Raw genomic sequence first — 17,836 nt, 5'->3', positions numbered from 1 at the left:
CTGTCGCTAGCCCTTTTCGAGATCGTCATGATCGATATCGGCCTTCTCCGGGTCCTCCTCGGCCACCGCGGCCGCCAGGGCGGCGGGCGTGGCCCCCGACGCCACGACGGGGCGACGAAACCCCAGCGTGCCGGCCAGTGTAGCCAACCGGGTACTGGACACGATTAGCGGTTGGTTCAAGGCGGCCGGCGAGCACCATCTTGCCAGATGTTCGAGGATTTCTCCGCTGGTGATCACCAACGCCCGATAGTCGCCCTCGGCCAGGCGCCGACGCAGGGAGGCGTCCGGCTCCAGCAATCGCCGCCGATAGAGCGCCAGCCGGGTCACGCGGGCGCCCCGTTCGCTCAGCGTCTCGGCGAGCAGCGGCCGGCCACCCTCGCCCGCCACCAGCAGCACCCGCTGATCGTCGAGGCGTTGCAAGGAGCCCAGGGCGAGCAGCGCCTCGCTGGTGGTCTCGCCGCCCGTGGCGGGGACATGCACCCGCACGCCCAGCTCACGGTGCAGCGTGGCCGCCGTGGCCGCCCCCACGGCGTAGTAGTCGATGCCCACCGGCAGCTGGGGCCAGTAGCGATCCAGGGCCTCGGCGAGGCAGTCGGCGGCATAGGGGCTGACCACCACCACCCGGCGGAACTGGTCGAAGTCCAGCCAGGCCGCCCGCATCTCGGGGCTCTCCGGGAGAGCCTCCAGGGCCATCGCCTCGCCATGCTCCACGGCGAAGCCCCGCGCGGCGATGGCCTCGGCCAGAACGGACGCACGGGGACCGGGGCGGCAGATCAGGACCGGCGGGGTCGCCATCAGCCGGCGCCGTAGACCTCGGCGAGGATCTCGCCGGCCCCCATGTCGAGCAGTTCCTCGGCCACCCGGATACCCAGCGCCTCGGGCTCGTGGAGGGAACCGCGCCCCTCGGCACGCAGCACCCGGGTTCCCTCGGGGTTGCCGACCAGGGCTCGCAGCCAGAGCGTCTGGCCGTCGTCATCGAAGACGGCATGCCCGGCGATGGGCACCTGACACCCCCCCTCGAGGCGAGTGTTCAGGGCGCGCTCGGCCCGCACCCGGGTGGCGGTGGTCGGGTCGTCCAGGGGGGCCAGCAGGGAGATCAGTTCGGCATCATGCATGCGGCACTCGATGCCCAGGGCCCCCTGCCCGCAGGCCGGCAGGCAGACCTCCGGCGGCAGTTCCATGGCGATGCGCTCGCCGAGTCCCAGGCGCTTGAGGCCGGACGTGGCCAGCAGGATGGCGTCGAACTCGCCGGCATCGAGCTTGCCCAGCCGGGTCTGGACGTTGCCGCGCAGGTTCAGCACCTCCAGGTCGGGGCGAGCCTCGCGCACCTGCAGCCCGCGGCGCAGGCTGGAGGTGCCGATCCGCGCGCCCTCGGGCAGTTCGTCCAGGGAGGCGTAATGGTTGGAGACGAAGGCGTCGGTAGGCTCGGCCCCCTCGAGGATCACCGACAGCCCCAGGCTCTCGGGAAAATGCATGGGCACGTCCTTCATGGAATGCACGGCGATGTCGGCCCGGCCGTCGAGCATCGCCTCCTCCAGCTCCTTGACGAAGAGCCCCTTGCCGCCGACCTTGGCCAGCGGCGTGTCGAGGATCTTGTCGCCCCGGGTGGCCATGGCCACCAACTCCACCTTCAGGCCGGGGTGGGCCGCCATGAGGCGGTCGCGGACGTGTTCGGCCTGCCACATGGCCAGTTGACTCTTGCGGGTGGCGATACGCAGCGTTTCGATGGCTTGCACGTGGTTCTCCCCGTACCGGTTCGCGTGCTCCGGCGCCTTCGCGCCGGCGCCCGGTGATCTCATGATTTGCCATCATCATAAAGGACCCGGCAGGCCAGGAAAAATCGGCACCTCCCGGGAGAGTCGCCCGGGGCGCCCCCTCGCCTGGCCCGTGGACTCTGGTACACTTTCCGCCATGTCAAGCCGGCCCGGCCCGCCGTGCGCCGCCCGGCCCGGCTCCACCCCTTCAGCCATGCAGGATGTCAGCCCGATGAGCCAGACCACCAACCAGTCCTGGGGCGGCCGCTTCAGCGAGCCCACCGATGCCTTCGTCGCCCGCTTCACCGCCTCGGTCGACTTCGACCGGCGCCTGGCCCTTCACGACATCCAGGGCTCCCGGGCCCACGCCACCATGCTGGCCCGGGTCGGGGTGCTCAGCGAGGAGGAGCGCGACGCCATCCTGGGCGGCCTCGACGAGGTCCAGGCGGAGATCGAGGCCGGGACCTTCGAGTGGTCCGTGGCGCTCGAGGACGTGCACATGAACATCGAGGCACGCCTCACCGAGAAGATCGGCATCACCGGCAAGAAGCTGCATACCGGGCGCTCGCGCAACGACCAGGTCGCCACCGACATCCGCCTCTTCCTGCGCGACGAGATCGACACCGTCGCCGCCGAGCTGACGCGCCTTCGCGAGGGTCTGATCGAGCTGGCCGACCGCGAGGCGGAGACCATCATGCCCGGCTTCACCCATCTGCAGACCGCCCAGCCGGTGACCTTCGGCCACCACCTGCTGGCCTGGCAGGAGATGCTGGCCCGGGACCAGGAGCGACTGCTCGACTGCCGCAAGCGGGTCAACGTGCTGCCCCTGGGCGCCGCCGCCCTGGCCGGCACTACCTACCCCATCGACCGGCACGTGACAGCCGAGCTGCTGGGCTTCGACCGCCCTGCCGAGAACAGCCTCGACGCCGTCAGCGACCGGGACTTCGCCATCGAGTTCACCGCCTTCGCCAGCACCCTGCTGATGCACCTGTCGCGGATGAGCGAGGAACTGGTGCTGTGGACCAGCGCCCAGTTCGACTTCATCGACCTGCCGGATCGCTTCTGCACCGGCTCCTCGATCATGCCGCAGAAGAAGAACCCGGACGTGCCGGAACTGGTGCGCGGCAAGACCGGCCGGGTCTACGGCCACCTGATGGGGCTGCTGACCCTGATGAAGTCCCAGCCGCTGGCCTACAACAAGGACAACCAGGAGGACAAGGAGCCGCTGTTCGACGCCCTGACCACCGTCCAGGACTGCCTCAAGGCCTTCGCCGACATGGTGCCGGCCATCGAGGCCAAGGCCGACAACATGCGCGAGGCCGCCCGCAAGGGCTTCTCCACCGCTACCGACCTGGCCGACTACCTGGTGTGCCGCGGCGTGGCCTTTCGTGACGCCCACGAGATCGTCGGCCAGTCCGTGGCTTATGGCCTCGCCGAGGGCAAGGACCTTTCCGACATGAGCCTCGAGGAGCTGCGCCGCTTCTCCGACGTCATCGAGCAGGACGTCTTCGAGGTGCTGACCCTGGAAGGCTCGGTGGCCGCCCGCAACCATATCGGCGGTACCGCCCCCGACCAGGTCCGCGCCGCCGCCCAGCGGGCCCGCGAGGCCCTGGCCGCGCTGGGACGCCGCGACTGATGCGCCGGGCCGCCCCGATCGCGCCCCTGGCGCTGACCCTGCTGCTGGCCGCCTGCGGCCAGAAGGGCCCGCTCTACCTGCCCGGTGACGAGGCCGCCGCGGAGCGCTATGGTCCGCAGGACACCCAAGACGACACCCGCACCGCCGACGAGGACGACGACTGAGATGGACCATTTCGACTACCGCGACGGCGTGCTGCACGCGGAAGACGTGCCGCTGCCTCGCCTGGCCGAGGAATTCGGCACCCCCTGCTACGTCTATTCCAAGGCCACCCTGGCCCGGCACTTCCGGGCCTACACCGAGGCCCTGGGAAGCCATCCGCACCTGATCTGCTACGCGGTCAAGGCCAATTCCAACCTGGCGGTGCTCAACCTGCTGGCCCGGCTCGGCGCCGGCTTCGACATCGTCTCGGTGGGCGAGCTGGAGCGGGTGCTGGTGGCCGGCGGCGACCCGGCCAAGGTGGTGTTCTCCGGGGTGGCCAAGGAGGAGAACGAGCTGGAGCGCGCCCTGTCCGTGGGCATCAAGTGCTTCAACGTCGAGTCCCGGGCCGAGCTGGAACGCCTCGAAGCGGTCGCCCGGGGCATGGACAAGGTGGCCCCGGTGTCCCTGCGGGTCAATCCTGACGTGGACGCCGGCACCCACCCCTACATCTCCACCGGGCTCAAGGACAACAAGTTCGGCATCCCGGTGGACGAGGCCCGGGAGGTCTACCGCCAGGCCGCGGCCATGGAGCACGTGCGCGTGGTGGGCCTGGACTGCCACATCGGCTCCCAGCTCACCGACACCGCCCCCTTCCTGGACGCCCTGGACCGGCTGCTGGTGCTGCTCGAGCGACTGGCCGAGGACGGCATCGCCATCGAGCACCTGGACCTGGGCGGCGGCCTCGGCGTGACCTACCGTGACGAGCGCCCCCCCGAACCCTTCGACTACGCCACGGCGCTGCTCGAGCGGCTGTCCCGCTGGCCCGGCAGCGAGCGGCTGACCCTGCTGTTCGAGCCGGGCCGCTCCATCGCCGCCAACGCCGGGGTGCTGCTGACCCGGGTGGAGTTCCTCAAGCCCGGCGAGACCCGGAACTTCGCCATCGTCGACGCGGCCATGAACGACCTGATCCGTCCCTCGCTGTACCAGGCCTGGCAGGCCATCCTGCCGGTGGACACCACCCCGGCCCGGGAGGCCGGCACCTATGACGTGGTCGGGCCGGTCTGCGAGACCGGCGACTTCCTGGGCAAGGACCGCGAGCTCGCCATCGCCGCCGGCGACCTGCTGGCGGTGCGCTCCGCCGGGGCCTACGGCTTCGTCATGGCCTCGAACTACAACAGCCGGCCGCGCCCGCCCGAGGTCATGGTGGACGGCGATCGTAGCCACCTGGTGCGTCGCCGGGAGCGTCTGGAGGAGCTTTGGGCCGGCGAGGCGACCCTGCCCGACGAGAGCGTGGAGACGCCCTGATGCTGCTGCACTTCACCAAGATGCACGGGCTCGGCAACGACTTCATGGTCGTCGACCTGATCACCCAGCGGGCCAGGCTGCGGGACGAGCAGATCCGTGCCCTGGCCGACCGGCGCTTCGGCGTGGGCTTCGACCAGCTGCTGGTGGTCGAGCCGCCCCGGGATCCCGACATGGACTTCCGCTACCGCATCTACAACGCCGATGGCAGCGAGGTGGAGAACTGCGGCAACGGCGCGCGCTGCTTCGCGCGCTTCGTGCGCGACCAGCGCCTGACCCACAAGCGCGAGATCCGGGTCGAGACCGCCGGAGGCCCGCTCACCCTGGTGGTCGGCGAGGACGATCGCGTCACCGTGGACATGGGGGCGCCCCGTTTCGCCCCCGACGCCCTGCCCTTCGAGGCCGACGAGGACCGCCGCCTGCATGGGCTGGAGGTCGACGGTCAGAGGCTGGAGATCGGCGTGGTGTCCATGGGCAACCCGCATGCGGTGCTGCGGGTCGACGACGTCGACACCGCCCCCGTGGCGACCCTGGGCCCGGCCATCGAGCGCCATCCGCGCTTCCCAAGGCGGGTCAATGCCGGTTTCATGCAGGTGGTGTCCCCCCACGAGATCCGGCTGAGGGTGTACGAGCGGGGCAGCGGCGAGACCCTGGCCTGCGGCACCGGGGCCTGCGCCGCGGTGGCCACCGGCATCCGGCTGGGCTGGCTCGAGAGCCCGGTCACCGTCCACCTGCCCGGCGGCGACCTGGAGATCGCCTGGCCCGGCGGGGAGGCTCACCTGACCATGACCGGCCCCGCCGAGCGAGTCTTCGAGGGGCGGGTGCCCTTGAAGTGACGACCAGGGCACGAGCGCCCATCCGCCAGAGGAGAGCATGCGCATGACCCGAGCCGTTCCCGAGCCGCGACAGACCCTGGACCCCGAGATGGTGGCCCAGTGGCTGGTTCGCCACCCGGACTTCTTCGTCGGCCGCGAGGGCCTGCTGCAGCAACTGCGGGTCCCGCATCCCGAGGCCCGGGGCGCCACCTCGCTGCTGGAGCGGCTGGTGGCCGACCTGCGGACCCGCGCCGAGCAGGCCGAGTGGCGGCTCGAGCAGCTCCTGGAGTCGGCACGCCACAACGAGGCGCAGTATCGCCGGACCCGGGAGCTGGTGCTCGGGCTGGTCGAGGCCGAGGATCGCGACGCCCTGGGCCAGGCCCTGGCCACCCAGTTCGGCGAGCGCTTCCAGACCCCCGCCCTGGCGCTATGGTGTCCCGCCGGGCTGACCGACCGGGAACCACACCCACCCCAGCCGCCGCGCCAGGTCCTCGACGACCACGTGGCGCAGCGCCTCTCGGCCCTGCTCGACGGCCGGGCGAGTCGCTGCACCCGCCTGACGCCCACCGACTGGAAGCGCCTGATCCCGCATGTTCCGGCCCCCGACACGGCCGGCTCCTGTGCCCTGACGCGACTGACCCTGGGCGAGCCGCTGGGCTTTCTGGTGCTGGCCAGCCCCGACCCGGAGCATTTCCGCGCCAGCATGGACACCCTGTTCACCGAGTACGTCGGCGACCTGGTGGCCCGGCTGCTGGTGCGCCTGGCGCCCGGCAATGGCTGAACCGACGCCCCTGGCCGGCCAGGTCGAGGCCTTCCTCGGCGCGCTCGCCCGCACCGCCAGCCCCGCCACGGTGGAGGCGTATCGGCGGGACCTGACCGCCCTGGCCGACTTCCTGGCCGAGCAGGGCATCGAGGACGGCGGCGCCCTCGATGCGGCCCTGCTGCGCCGCTTCCTCGGCGGCGAGCGGGCCCGGGGCCTGGCCCCGCGCAGCCTGGCCCGGCGCCGGGCGGCGCTCTCCCGCTTCGCCGACCACCTGCGCGCCGACGGCCGGCTGGACCACAACCCCGCCGAACTGGTGCGTACCCCCAAGGCGCCCAAGGACCTGCCCCGGCCGGTGGACGTGGACGCCCTGGCCCGCTTCCTGGACACCCCCCACGACGGCTCTCCCCTGGCCTGCCGCGACCAGGCCATGCTCGAACTGCTCTACTCCAGCGGGCTGCGCCTCGCGGAACTGGCCGCCCTGGACCTGCCCGACCTCCAGCCGAAGCGAGTGCGCGTGCTGGGCAAGGGCGCCAAGCCCCGCCAGGTGCCGGTGGGCCGCCGCGCCCGTGAGGCCCTGGCGACCTGGCTGAGCGTGCGCGGCGCCCTGGCGGGGGATGGCGAACCGGCGCTCTTCGTCGGCGCCCGGGGCGGGCGACTCGGCCACCGGGCCATTCAGCAGCGCCTGGCGAAGCTGGCCCGGGAACGCGGGCTGGCCGAGCACCTGCACCCGCACCGGCTGCGCCACTCCTTCGCCAGCCACCTGCTGGAATCCAGCCAGGACCTGCGCGCCGTCCAGGAGCTGCTGGGCCACGCCAACCTGTCCACCACCCAGGTCTACACGCGCCTGGACTGGCAACACCTGGCGGCCGGCTACGATGCCGCCCATCCTCGCGCGCGGCGCCGCCGCCCCGACGACAGTGACTGACCCCATGATCCGACCGCCCCTCCAGGCCCTGACCTTCGACCTCGACGACACCCTCTGGGACAACCGGGAGGTGATGACCCTGACCGAGGAGGGCCATTACGCCTGGCTCGACGAGACCCTGGCCGAGTGGCTCGCCGACCGCGGCGAGGATCACCTGGGCCGCTTCGCCGAGCGCCAGCCGATCACGGCCTACCAGCGACGCCGGCGGGAGCTCGCCGAGCGCCACCCGCTGCGCCGGGGCGACTTCACCTGGATCCGCGAGCACGCCCTGGCCTCGCTGCTGGAGGAGTTCGGCCTGCCCCATGAGGCGGCCTGGCACTGGGCGACGCGCGCCATGGAGCGCTTCCATGACCTGCGGCTGCGGGTCTCGCCCTATCCGGAGGTGGACCCGATGCTCACCGAGCTGGGGACGCGCTACCGCCTGGGGTCGATCACCAACGGCAACCTGGCCTTCGACCGCCTGCCCCTGCGCCGCCACTTCACGGTGGCCATCGCCGCCGGGGAGATCCATGCCCCCAAGCCCGATCCCCGCCCCTTCCTGATGGCGCTCGCCCGGCTCGGCACGCCGCCGTCCCGGGCGATGCACGTGGGGGATTCCTGGAAGGAGGACATCCTGCCGGCGATCCGGCTGGGGATGCAGGCCGCCTGGATCGCCGGCGACACGCCCCATGGGGCGCCGCTGCCCGAGGGCGTGCACCGCCTGGGGCATATCCGCGAGCTGCCGGCGCTGCTGGAGATGATCAGACAGAAGTGAGCCGAGCGGGGAACCCCGAGGAAAAAGGGGTCTTCGCACCTTGGCGTGAATACCATTGTGGTGGCACTCGGTCCGGCGCTCCAGAGCCCCTCAAGGCCTGACGGGCAACATGGAATCTCCCACGAAGCGCCCTATCAGCGGATCAGAGCCATCGCGCAGGTCTTCGTGGGAGCCCAATTCATTGGGCGAAAGGCGCCGATAGGCGCCCGGGGGAGATCCAACAACGGTGCCGCTATCGCCGCCGCTGCGCGGCGGATCGCGATCTGAAGATCGCTCCCACGAAGAGCACACCCACCAGGCCAAACTGAGCCGTGCAGCGACTTCACGCTGATCTGCGATGAACGAGCCCTTACTGGCGTTCGGCGAGAAGCCAGTCGTCCAGGCGCGCATGCACCTCCTCGAGCCCCTGCTTCTTGAGCGCCGAGAACAGCTGGACGGTCACCAGGTCCTCCCACTCGCGCAGCCGCGAGCGCACCTGCTGCAGGGCGCTCGTGGCGGCGCCGCGCTTCAGCTTGTCGGCCTTGGTCAGCAGGATATGCACCGGCATGTCCGCCTCGTCCGCCCAGCCGAGCAGGGTCTGGTCGAACTCGGTGAGCGGGTGGCGAACGTCCATCACCAGCACCAGGCCGCGCAGGGAGGCCCGACGGCGCAGGTAATCGGCCAGGTGACGCTGCCATTCCAGCTTGACCTTCTCGGGCACCTTGGCGTACCCGTAGCCGGGCAGGTCGACCAGGCGATGGTCGGCGTCCTCGCCCAGGGCGAAGAAGTTGATCAGCTGGGTTCGCCCCGGCGTCTTGGAGGTGCGGGCGAGCGCCTTCTGGCGGGTCAGCGCATTGATCGCACTGGACTTGCCGGCATTGGAGCGGCCCGCGAAGGCGACCTCGGCCCCGCCGTCGGCCGGGCACTTCGCCAGGGTCGGCGCACTGGTGAGGAAGCGGGCGGCCTGGTAGTTGAGTCGCGACATGGGGGGAGGTTCCTGGCGTTGATCGAGGGCGGCGCGGCTTGCATTCCCGCGGCACCGGTGTTCCGTTATAATGCAGTCACTTTTGTCTGCGACCCGGGGCGCGTCAGTATACCATCGTGCTCCCGCCGGCAGCGACCGACCCGGGGCGTCGCCGGCTGGCACGCCCGAGTCCCGGGCGGCCTCCAGGGTACGTACCGCTCAACAACGAAATGGCATAGTGGATTTGCGATGAGAAAGCTACTGGCAAGCCTGGCTATCACCATGGGCGCCGCCGGCGCCGCCCACGCGGACCTCCAGGCGGACGCGGACGCCGCCGCCGGTCGCGAGAAGGCGCAGTCCTGCGCCGCCTGTCACGGCCAGGAAGGCATCAGCGCCGCACCGACCTTCCCCAACCTGGCGGGCCAGCAGGCCTCCTACCTGGCCAAGCAGATCATGGACATCCGCGACGGCAACCGTAACGTGCCGCAGATGGCGGGGCAGGTCGACGACTTCTCCGACCAGGACGCCTGGGACGTGGCCGTCTACTTCGCCGGACAGGATCCGGAGCTGGGCCAGGCCGATCCCGCCCCCGAGCTGGTCGAGCACGGCCGAGAGCTGTATCGCGCCGGCGACCTGGAGAAGGGGCTGCCCGCCTGCTCCGCCTGCCACACCCCCACCGGCCAGGGCATCGGCACCGCCGTCTACCCGGCGCTGTCCGGCCAGAAGACCGACTACGTGATCTCGACCCTGAACGCCTTCGCCGCCGGCGAGCGAGCCAACGACCCCAACGCCATCATGCGCGACATCGCCTCCAAGATGAGCGATCGCGACATGGAGGCCGTGGCCAACTACGTGCGCGGCCTGCACTGAGGCGCATCGCACACCATGCCGGCAGGATCGGCGATCGAGGGCGGCCCCGGGCCGCCCTCGTCGTATCCGGGGAACCCCACTGCCGCGCAGGACTCAAAGGCCGCGAGCGCCGGCCCCGATGCCGGCCCCGGATCCTGACCCGACTCAAGGAGAGCCCCCTCGATGCTCAAGTCCCTGATGGTTGCCCTGGCGGGCCTCGGCCTGTCGACCCTCGCCTCCGCCGCCAACCTGGTGGAAGGCCAGCACTACACCACCCTCGACGAGCCCGTGCCGACCCAGGTCGAGGACGGCCGGATCGAGGTCACCGAGGCCTTCTGGTACGGCTGCCCGCACTGCTACAACCTCGAGACGCCCCTCAACGCCTGGGTCGAGGAACTGCCCGAGGACGTCACCTTCCAGCGCCTGCCCGCCACCATGGGCGGTGCCTGGAACCAGCATGCCCTGGCCTTCTACGCCGCCCGGGAACTGGGCATCCAGGACGACCTGCACGATGACTTCTTCCATGCCTATCATGAGGAAGGCCGCAAGCTGACCGAGATCGGGGACATCGCCGACTTCTTCAGCGGCTACGGCGTCACCGAGGAAGCGGCCACCGAGGCCCTCACCTCCTTCGGCGTCAAGGCCCAGGTCAACCGGGCCCATGCCCGGATGCGCAACATGCGCCTGATGGGCGTGCCGGCGCTGATCGTCGACGGCCGCTACGTGGTGACCCCGAGCAGCGCCGGCAGCCTCGACAACATGCCGCAGATCGCCGGCGCCCTGGTGGACAAGGTGCGCGAGCAACGGACGGAGTGACATGACGTCATCCCTGGCCGAGGTCAGGTGGCGCCCCCGCGAGGGGGGCCACCTCAAGCTGCTGACCTTCAACCTGCAGGTAGGCATCCAGACCTCGGCCTACCACCATTACCTGACGCGCAGCTGGCAGCACCTGCTGCCCCATCCTCGGCGCCTCAAGCGCCTGGCCATGGTGAGCGAGGTCCTGGGACGCTTCGACATCGTCGGCCTGCAGGAGGTGGACGGTGGCAGCTTCCGCTCCGGCCACGTCAACCAGGTGGAGTACCTGGCCGGCCGAGCCGGCTTCCCCCATCACTACCAGCAGCTCAACCGCAACCTGGGCCACTTCGCCCAGCACAGCAATGGCCTGCTCTCGCGCCTGGCCCCCGCGCGCATCGAGGAACATCGTCTGCCGGGCACCCTGCCGGGCCGCGGCGCCATCCATGCCCGCTTCGGCGAGGGCCCCGATGCCCTCCACGTCTTCGTCGCCCACCTGGCGCTGAGCCACCGCGGCCGGGTGCGCCAGCTCGACTACCTCAGCGAGCTCATCCGCCCCCTGCGCCATGTGGTGGTGATGGGCGACCTCAACTGCACCCCCGATCAGCTTCATGCCCATTCGCGCTTTCGCGACTCGTTGCCCCTGCATCCGGTGCGCCCGCCGCTGAGCTACCCCTCCTGGCAACCGCGACGGGCCCTGGATCACATCCTGCTCTCCGACTCCCTGGATGCCGACCGGGTCGAGGTGCTGGAGCACCTCTTCTCCGACCACCTCCCGGTGGCCATCGACGTCCGCCTGCCCGATGCCTGCCTCGGCGCCCTGGCCAAGGGGTAAGACCAATGTCCCATCTCGCCCTGTAACAGGGAATGGCGAATTGCCGTATAGTCTGAGCAATCGCGCCGCAGACGCGCGACGCCAACGCCTTGACGACACGACCAATTCCGAGCGACCCCATGCCCCAATCCCGCGAGCTACCGAGCCTGATCGAGCGGCTCGACCGTCTCTCCGAGTGGCTCGGCCGGAGCCTCTCCTGGCTGATCCTGCTGATGATGCTCATCCAGTTCCTGATCGTGGTGCTGCGCTACGTCTTCAGCGTCAACAGCATCCCCATGCAGGAATCGGTGATGTACATGCACGCCACGGTGTTCATGCTCGCCGCCGGCTACACCCTCCGCCATGACGGCCATGTGCGGGTGGACATCTTCTATCGGGCCATGACGGCGAAGCGCAAGGCGCTGGTGGATCTGCTGGGCACCCTGCTGCTGCTGGCCCCGGTGATGATCTTCGTGATCCTGGTGAGCCTGGGGTATGTGGGCAAGTCGTGGCGCATCCTGGAGGGCTCGCCGGAGTCCGGCGGCATCCCGGGGGTCTTCCTGCTCAAGACCCTGATCCCGCTGTTCGCCGGCCTGATGCTCCTCCAGGGCCTGGTGGAAGCCTGGCGCAACGTGCTGGTCCTGACCGGCCGCCTGGCCCCCAAGGAAGAGGAAGACCACCACGAGGAGCACCTGTGATGATGGAGTTCATGCCCCTGGTGCTGTTCGCCGTGATCTGCACCGTCCTGATGTTCGGCTACCCGGTCGCGCTGTCCCTGGCCGGTACCGCCCTGGCCTTCGCCGGCCTGGGCCTGGGCCTGGAGTCGCTGGGCATCGATGCCAATTTCGATGGCGGCTATCTGAACGCCTTTCCCAATCGCCTCTACGGCATCATGACCAACCAGACGCTGCTGGCGGTACCGCTGTTCGTGCTGATGGGGGTGCTGCTGGAGAAGTCCCGGGTGGCCGAGACCCTGCTCGACGCCATGGCCCTGCTGTTCGGCTCCCTGCGCGGCGGGCTGGGCATCTCGGTGACCCTGGTGGGCATGCTGCTGGCGGCGTCCACCGGCATCGTCGGCGCCACCGTGGTGACCATGGGCCTGATGTCGCTGCCGACCATGCTCAAGCGCGGCTACAGTCCGTCGCTGGCCACCGGCACCATCTGCGCCACCGGCACCCTGGGGCAGATCATCCCGCCCTCCATCGCCCTGGTGCTGCTCGGCGACGTGCTGTCGTCGGCCTACCAGCAGGCCCAGCTGTCCATGGGCATCTTCAGCCCCAAGACCGTCTCCGTGGGCGACCTCTTCATGGGCGCCCTGGTGCCGGGCCTGATCCTGGTGGTGCTCTACATCGTCTACGTCACCATCGTGGCCTGGCTCAAGCCCGAGACCGCGCCGGCCGCCGACCGCCGCGAGCTGATGGCCGAGCTCGGCCACGAGCGCGGCCTGGGGCTGCTGCTGCTCAAGGGGCTGGTGCCGCCCATCGTGCTGATCGTGGTGGTGCTGGGCTCGATCCTCGGTGGCTTCGCCACCCCCACCGAGGCCGCGGCGGTGGGGGCCTTCGGTGCCCTGATGCTGGCCCTGGCCTATCGCCGACTGAACCTGGCCACCCTCCGGGAGTCGCTGCGCGCCACGGTCAACGTCACCACCATGGTGTTTTTGATCCTGATCGGGGCGGCACTCTTCTCGCTGGTGTTCCGGGCCTACGGCGGCGAGGAACTGGTCACCCACCTGTTCGAGAACATGCCCGGCGGCGTGGTCGGGGCCACCCTCATCGTGATGCTGGTGATCTTCCTGCTCGGCTTCATCCTCGACTTCATCGAGATCACCTTCGTGGTCGTCCCCATCGTCGGCCCGATCCTGCTGGCCATGGGGCTCGATCCCGTCTGGCTGGGCATCATGATCGCCATCAACCTGCAGACCTCCTTCCTCACGCCGCCCTTCGGCTTCGCGCTCTTCTACCTGCGCGGCGTGGCGCCGGACTCGGTGGCGACGTCGTCGATCTACCGCGGGGTGATCCCCTTCATCGTCCTGCAGCTGGCCATGCTGCTGGGCCTGGCCTGGTTCCCCGAGCTGGCGACCTGGCTGCCCAACACCTTCTGAGCCGCGAGCGTGGAATCCCGGTGCGGCGATCCCGGACCGGGATGACTATAGTGACTCGCGACTCCGCTCGGGGAGGGCGGAACGCCCTCCCTCCCGGCCCCCGCGGCCATGTCCCACAAGGCACACAAGAGAGGGAAACGCATGCAACCGAAAGCACTCGCCCTGGCCGTATCCGGCGCCGCCGCCGGCCTGCTGCTGGTCTCCGGCGCCGCCCAGGCCCAGGAGACCTTCGAATGGAAGATGGTGACCTCCTGGCCGAAGAACTTCCCCGGCGTCGGCCAGGGGCCGGAGCGGCTGTCTGAGCTGGTCGAGGAGATGTCCGACGGCCGACTGACCATCGAGGTGTTCGGGGCCGGCCAGCTGGTGCCCGGCTTCGAGGTGTTCGACGCCGTCTCCGAGGGCACCGCCGAGATGGGCCACTCCGCCTCCTACTACTGGAAGGGCAAGGCCCCGGCCGCCCAGTTCTTCGCCGCCGTGCCCTTCGGCATGAACGCCCAGGAGATGAATGCCTGGCTGCACTACGGCGGCGGCCTGGAGCTGTGGAACGAGCTGTACGACGACTTCGGCGTCGACGTCATGGCCGCCGGGGCCTCCGGCGTGCAGATGGGCGGCTGGTTCAACCGCGAGATCGACTCCGTCGACGACCTGGACGGCCTGAAGATGCGCATGCCCGGGCTGGGCGGCGAGGTGATGAGCCGCATGGGCGTGGCCATCGTCAACATGCCCGGCGGCGAGATCTTCACCTCCCTGCAGTCCGGCGCCATCGACGCCACCGAGTGGATCGGCCCCTACAACGACCTGGCCTTCGGCCTGCACCAGGCCGCGGACTACTACTACTACCCCGGCTGGCACGAGCCGACGGTGATGTTCGAGGCCATCGTCAACGAGGAGGCCATGGCCGAGCTGCCCGCCGACCTCCAGGCGATCCTGCGTACCGCGGTGCGTGACGTGAACCAGGACGTGCTCGACGAGTACACCGCCCGCAACAACGATGCCCTGCAGACCCTGGTCGAGGAGCACGACGTGGAACTTCGCCGCCTGCCGGACGACGTCCTGGCCCAGGCCAAGGCACATTCCGAGGACGTGGTCGCCGAGCTGGCCGAGTCCAGCGAGATGGCCCGGAAGATCCACGATTCCTATCGCACCTTCCAGGACAAGGTGGTGAACTACCACGCCATTTCCGAGCAGGCCTACTACAACGCCCGCAACCCCGAGGGCGACACCACCTCCGAGTGATGCCGTCACGCCGCCGGGCCTCGGGCCCGGCGGCACTCCCCCTCAACCGCCGATCAGGCGCCCGGCTTCCCGGACCCAGGCGATCATCGGCGCCGGATAGATCCCCAGCAGCAGGGTCGCCAGGGCCAGCCCCATGACCACGACCCCGCCGGCCCCCAGCCCCCAGTCCTCGGCCACGTCGCGCCGACGCATCCCCGGCTCCACCAGGTAGAGGGTGACCATCACCCGCAGGTAGTAGTAGAGCCCGATGGCGCTGCCCAGCACGACGCCGCCCACCAGCCACCAGCGGCCCGCCTCGACCCCCAGGGCGAGCACGTAGAACTTGCCGACGAAGCCCGCCGTGAAGGGGATGCCCGCCAGCGACAGCAGGCTCACGGTGAGCACGCCGGCCAGGTAGGGATGGCGCCAGAAGAGCCCGCGGTAGTGGTGCAGGGCCCCGGCGTCCTCGCCGCCCTGGGGCGTGGAGACCAGGGTGACCACGCCGAAGGCGGCCAGGGTGGTGACCAGGTAGGTGACCAGGTAGACCCCGCCGCTCTCCATGGCCAGCCCGTCGGCGACCGCCAGCACCACCAGCAGGTAGCCGAAGTGGGCGATCGAGGAGTAGCCCAGCAGCCGCTTGAGGTTGGCCTGGCGCAGGGCCAGCAGGTTGCCCACCAGCATGCTGGCGAGTGCCAGGGCCGCCAGGACCAGTCCTGCCGCCTCACCCCGGAAGGCCGGGGTGGCGATCACCAGGCGCAGCAGCACCACGAACACCGCCACCTTGCCGGCCGTGGCGAGGAAGGTGGCGGCCGGTCCCGGGCCGCCCTCGTAGACGTCCGGCGTCCAGAGGTGGAAGGGCACGACGGACAGCTTGAAGCCCAGCCCCACCAGCATCAGGCCGAGCCCCGCCAGTCCCCAGGGACCGGCGGTCTCGCCCAGGGCGCTCGCCAGCTCCGCCAGCGCCAGGCGGCCGGTCTCGGCATACAGCAGCGCCATGCCGAACAGCAGGAAGGCCGTGGCGGCGGCGGACAGCAGCAGGTACTTGATGCCGGCCTCCAGCGAGCGCGGCCGGTGATAGGCATAGGCGAGCATGCCGTAGAGCGGCATGGAGAGCAGCTCCAGCCCCAGGAAGAGCGAGGCCAGGTGCCGGCTGGCCCCCAGCACCACCCCGCCGGCGGCGGCGCACAGCAACAGCAGGTAGAACTCCTCCCGCGGTTCGCGCTCGGCTTCCAGGTAGCCGTGGGCGAGGCTGGCGCAGACCAGCGCCGCGACCAGCACCAGGGCCGCGGCGAAGACCGCCGGCCCGTCGACGACCAGCAGCGGCGTCTGGCTCGGCGCCAGCCGCCAGGCCAGCGGCAGGGCCGCCAGCGCCAGGGCGAGGCCGGTCACGGTGACCAGGGCCGTGGCCGCATGATGGCGACGCCAGGCGATGCCCAGCATCACCGCCAGGGCGGTGGCCCCCAGGATCGCCAGGGGCGTCAGGGCCAGCAGCTGGGTCGCGCTCATGGCCGCCCCTCCCCGCCGGCGAGGGCCGGGGCGGACAGTTCCCGGACCACCGCCATGGCATCCCCGGTGGTGTCCAGCAAGGGCTGGGGATAGAGGCCGAACAGCAGCACCAGGGTCACCAGCGCCAGCATCATGGCGTACTCCCGGGGGTCGAGGTCGGCCAGGGGGCCCTCCCCCCGGGCGGGACCGAAGTGCACCCGCTGCATCAGCAGCAGCGAATAGATGGCAGCCAGCACCAGCCCCGCGCCGGCGGCCACCACCACGCCGGGCGCCACCGGGAAGGTGCCGAACAGGATCAGGAATTCGCCCACGAAGTTGGCGGTCCCCGGCATCCCCAGGGAGGCCACCGCGAAGCACAGGGTGAAGGCCGGCAGGCTGCCCAGCCGGCCCCAGAGGCCGCCCATCTCGCGCATGTCCCGGGTGTGCAGCCGTTCGTAGAGCTGGCCGCTGAGGATGAACAGGCCCGCCGCCGAGAAGGCATGAGCCACCATCATCACTACCACCCCCTGCAGGGCCAGCTCGGTACCGGCGTAGATGCCGATCAGCACGAAGCCCATGTGGGCGATGCTGGTGTAGGCGATCAGCCGCTTGACGTCGTGCTGGCCGCAGGCCAGCACGGCGCCGTAGAAGATGCCCGCCAGGCCCAGCCCCATGGCCACCGGCGCGAAGTCCGCGGAGGCCTCGGGGAACAGCGGCAGGACGAAACGCAGCAGGCCATAGGCCCCGGTCTTGAGCAGGATGCCGGCGAGGTCCACGCTGCCGGCGGTGGGTGCCTGGGAGTGGGCATCCGGCAACCAGCCGTGCAGCGGCACCACCGGCAGCTTGACCGCGAAGGCGACGAAGAAGCCGAGCATCAGCCATCCGGCCAGGCCGTCGGAGAGCGGGGTGTCGCGCAGCGCCGCATAGGCGAAGGAATACTCGCCGGTGGCCGCATGGTGGGCGAAGACCAGCCCCAGGATGGCCACCACGATCAGGGTGCCGCTGGCCTGGGTGTAGAGGAAGAACTTGATCGCCGCCCGGATCCGGGTGCGTCCCGGTACGCCGCTGTGCCCCCAGAGCGCGATCAGGAAGTACATGGGCACCAGCATCATTTCCCAGAAGACGAAGAACAGGAAGAGGTCCACCGCCAGGAAGACCCCCACCACCCCGACCAGGATCCACAGCAGGTTGAGGTGGAAGAAGCCGACCCGTCCGACGATCTCCCGCCAGGAGCACAGCACCGCCATCACCCCGAGCAGGCTGGTCAGGGCGATCAGCACCAGCGACAGGCCATCCAGGGCCAGGTGGACCTCGATGCCGAAGCGCGGGATCCAGTCCGCCCGCCACTCCAGCCCCCAGGCCGTGTCGCCGGTCGCCGTGGGCAACCGGTAGTCCCCGCCCCACCACAGGGCCAGGCAGATCGCCAGTTCGAGCGTCATGGTCGCCAGCGCCAGCCAACGAGGCATCGCCTCGCCGAAACGCTCCGCCTGCCAGCACAGCAGTCCCCCGACCAGGGGGATCAGGATCAGCCAGACCAGGGTCATGCG

General features: G+C 70.3%; 18 protein-coding genes. 13 read left to right on the top strand and 5 right to left on the bottom strand.

All coding sequences use genetic code 11. The features are described 5' to 3' along the window. Window positions 1-6: 6 nt before the first annotated feature. Window positions 7-795, bottom strand: coding sequence for a uroporphyrinogen-III synthase (locus BEI_RS00725; RefSeq protein ID WP_097787713.1), 789 nt, complete (start codon window positions 793-795; stop codon window positions 7-9). Next, window positions 795-1,736, bottom strand: a complete 942-nt coding sequence (gene hemC / locus BEI_RS00720) for a hydroxymethylbilane synthase (RefSeq protein WP_097787712.1) — start codon at window positions 1,734-1,736, stop codon at window positions 795-797. Before hemC ends, BEI_RS00725 begins: the two co-directional genes overlap by 1 nt. Window positions 1,737-1,986: 250 nt before the next feature. Here hemC and argH point away from each other — a divergent pair, with 250 nt between their 5' ends. Genes argH through BEI_RS00685 form a run of 7 tightly spaced genes read left to right on the top strand, consistent with a single transcriptional unit; the run spans window position 1,987 to window position 8,090 of the window. Further along, complete coding sequence (gene argH, locus BEI_RS00715; RefSeq protein WP_097787711.1) at window positions 1,987-3,390, top strand: argininosuccinate lyase; 1,404 nt, start codon at window positions 1,987-1,989, stop codon at window positions 3,388-3,390. Beyond that, window positions 3,390-3,554, top strand: a complete 165-nt coding sequence (gene lptM / locus BEI_RS00710; RefSeq protein ID WP_097787710.1) for an LPS translocon maturation chaperone LptM — start codon at window positions 3,390-3,392, stop codon at window positions 3,552-3,554. The genes argH and lptM overlap by 1 nt, the downstream gene beginning before the upstream one ends. Window position 3,555: 1 nt before the next feature. Then, window positions 3,556-4,836: a diaminopimelate decarboxylase gene (gene lysA, locus BEI_RS00705; protein WP_097787709.1), complete on the top strand. Its 1,281-nt coding sequence runs from the start codon at window positions 3,556-3,558 to the stop codon at window positions 4,834-4,836. Continuing rightward, complete coding sequence (gene dapF, locus BEI_RS00700; RefSeq protein WP_097787708.1) at window positions 4,836-5,669, top strand: diaminopimelate epimerase; 834 nt, start codon at window positions 4,836-4,838, stop codon at window positions 5,667-5,669. Before lysA ends, dapF begins: the two co-directional genes overlap by 1 nt. Window positions 5,670-5,712: 43 nt before the next feature. Next, window positions 5,713-6,429 (top strand): DUF484 family protein, encoded by a 717-nt coding sequence (locus tag BEI_RS00695; RefSeq protein WP_097790949.1) that lies wholly within the window; start codon window positions 5,713-5,715, stop codon window positions 6,427-6,429. Then, complete coding sequence (locus BEI_RS00690; protein ID WP_097787707.1) at window positions 6,422-7,336, top strand: tyrosine recombinase XerC; 915 nt, start codon at window positions 6,422-6,424, stop codon at window positions 7,334-7,336. Before BEI_RS00695 ends, BEI_RS00690 begins: the two co-directional genes overlap by 8 nt. A gap of 4 nt (window positions 7,337-7,340) precedes the next feature. Continuing rightward, window positions 7,341-8,090, top strand: a complete 750-nt coding sequence (locus tag BEI_RS00685) for an HAD family hydrolase (RefSeq protein ID WP_097787706.1) — start codon at window positions 7,341-7,343, stop codon at window positions 8,088-8,090. Between the two features lie 349 nt (window positions 8,091-8,439). Here BEI_RS00685 and yihA read toward each other — a convergent pair whose 3' ends face one another. Next, the gene (gene yihA, locus BEI_RS00680; protein ID WP_097787705.1) at window positions 8,440-9,054 is read right to left on the bottom strand and encodes a ribosome biogenesis GTP-binding protein YihA/YsxC; all 615 of its coding nucleotides are present in this window, start codon (window positions 9,052-9,054) and stop codon (window positions 8,440-8,442) included. 228 nt (window positions 9,055-9,282) lie between these two features. Here yihA and BEI_RS00675 point away from each other — a divergent pair, with 228 nt between their 5' ends. From BEI_RS00675 to BEI_RS00650, 6 genes are all read left to right on the top strand, one after another. Further along, window positions 9,283-9,903 carry a c-type cytochrome gene (locus BEI_RS00675; protein ID WP_097787704.1) on the top strand — a complete coding sequence of 207 codons (621 nt, stop codon included), beginning with the start codon at window positions 9,283-9,285 and terminating at the stop codon, window positions 9,901-9,903. Between the two features lie 162 nt (window positions 9,904-10,065). Continuing rightward, window positions 10,066-10,698, top strand: coding sequence for a thiol:disulfide interchange protein DsbA/DsbL (locus BEI_RS00670; protein ID WP_097787703.1), 633 nt, complete (start codon window positions 10,066-10,068; stop codon window positions 10,696-10,698). A 1-nt stretch (window position 10,699) separates the two neighbouring features. Next, window positions 10,700-11,509 carry an endonuclease/exonuclease/phosphatase family protein gene (locus BEI_RS00665; RefSeq protein WP_097787702.1) on the top strand — a complete coding sequence of 270 codons (810 nt, stop codon included), beginning with the start codon at window positions 10,700-10,702 and terminating at the stop codon, window positions 11,507-11,509. 119 nt (window positions 11,510-11,628) lie between these two features. Then, window positions 11,629-12,186: a TRAP transporter small permease subunit gene (locus BEI_RS00660; protein ID WP_097787701.1), complete on the top strand. Its 558-nt coding sequence runs from the start codon at window positions 11,629-11,631 to the stop codon at window positions 12,184-12,186. Then, on the top strand, window positions 12,186-13,589 hold the full coding sequence (locus tag BEI_RS00655) for a TRAP transporter large permease (RefSeq protein WP_097787700.1): 1,404 nt from the start codon (window positions 12,186-12,188) through the stop codon (window positions 13,587-13,589). Before BEI_RS00660 ends, BEI_RS00655 begins: the two co-directional genes overlap by 1 nt. Window positions 13,590-13,730: 141 nt before the next feature. After that, window positions 13,731-14,825, top strand: coding sequence for a TRAP transporter substrate-binding protein (locus tag BEI_RS00650; protein ID WP_097787699.1), 1,095 nt, complete (start codon window positions 13,731-13,733; stop codon window positions 14,823-14,825). Between the two features lie 42 nt (window positions 14,826-14,867). On the opposite strand, the gene nuoN is transcribed toward BEI_RS00650, so the two are convergent. Together nuoN and nuoM are read right to left on the bottom strand one after the other, a co-directional pair. Further along, the gene (nuoN, locus tag BEI_RS00645) at window positions 14,868-16,310 is read right to left on the bottom strand and encodes an NADH-quinone oxidoreductase subunit NuoN (protein WP_097787698.1); all 1,443 of its coding nucleotides are present in this window, start codon (window positions 16,308-16,310) and stop codon (window positions 14,868-14,870) included. Continuing rightward, window positions 16,307-17,833 (bottom strand): NADH-quinone oxidoreductase subunit M, encoded by a 1,527-nt coding sequence (nuoM, locus tag BEI_RS00640; RefSeq protein WP_097787697.1) that lies wholly within the window; start codon window positions 17,831-17,833, stop codon window positions 16,307-16,309. Before nuoM ends, nuoN begins: the two co-directional genes overlap by 4 nt. Window positions 17,834-17,836 lie beyond the last annotated feature (3 nt).

It is taken from the genome of Halomonas beimenensis (assembly GCF_002549795.1).
Classification (GTDB): Bacteria; Pseudomonadota; Gammaproteobacteria; order Pseudomonadales; family Halomonadaceae; genus Halomonas; species Halomonas beimenensis.
The sequence above is the reverse complement of the archived record's forward strand: the minus strand, read 5'-3'. Positions and strand labels throughout refer to the sequence as shown.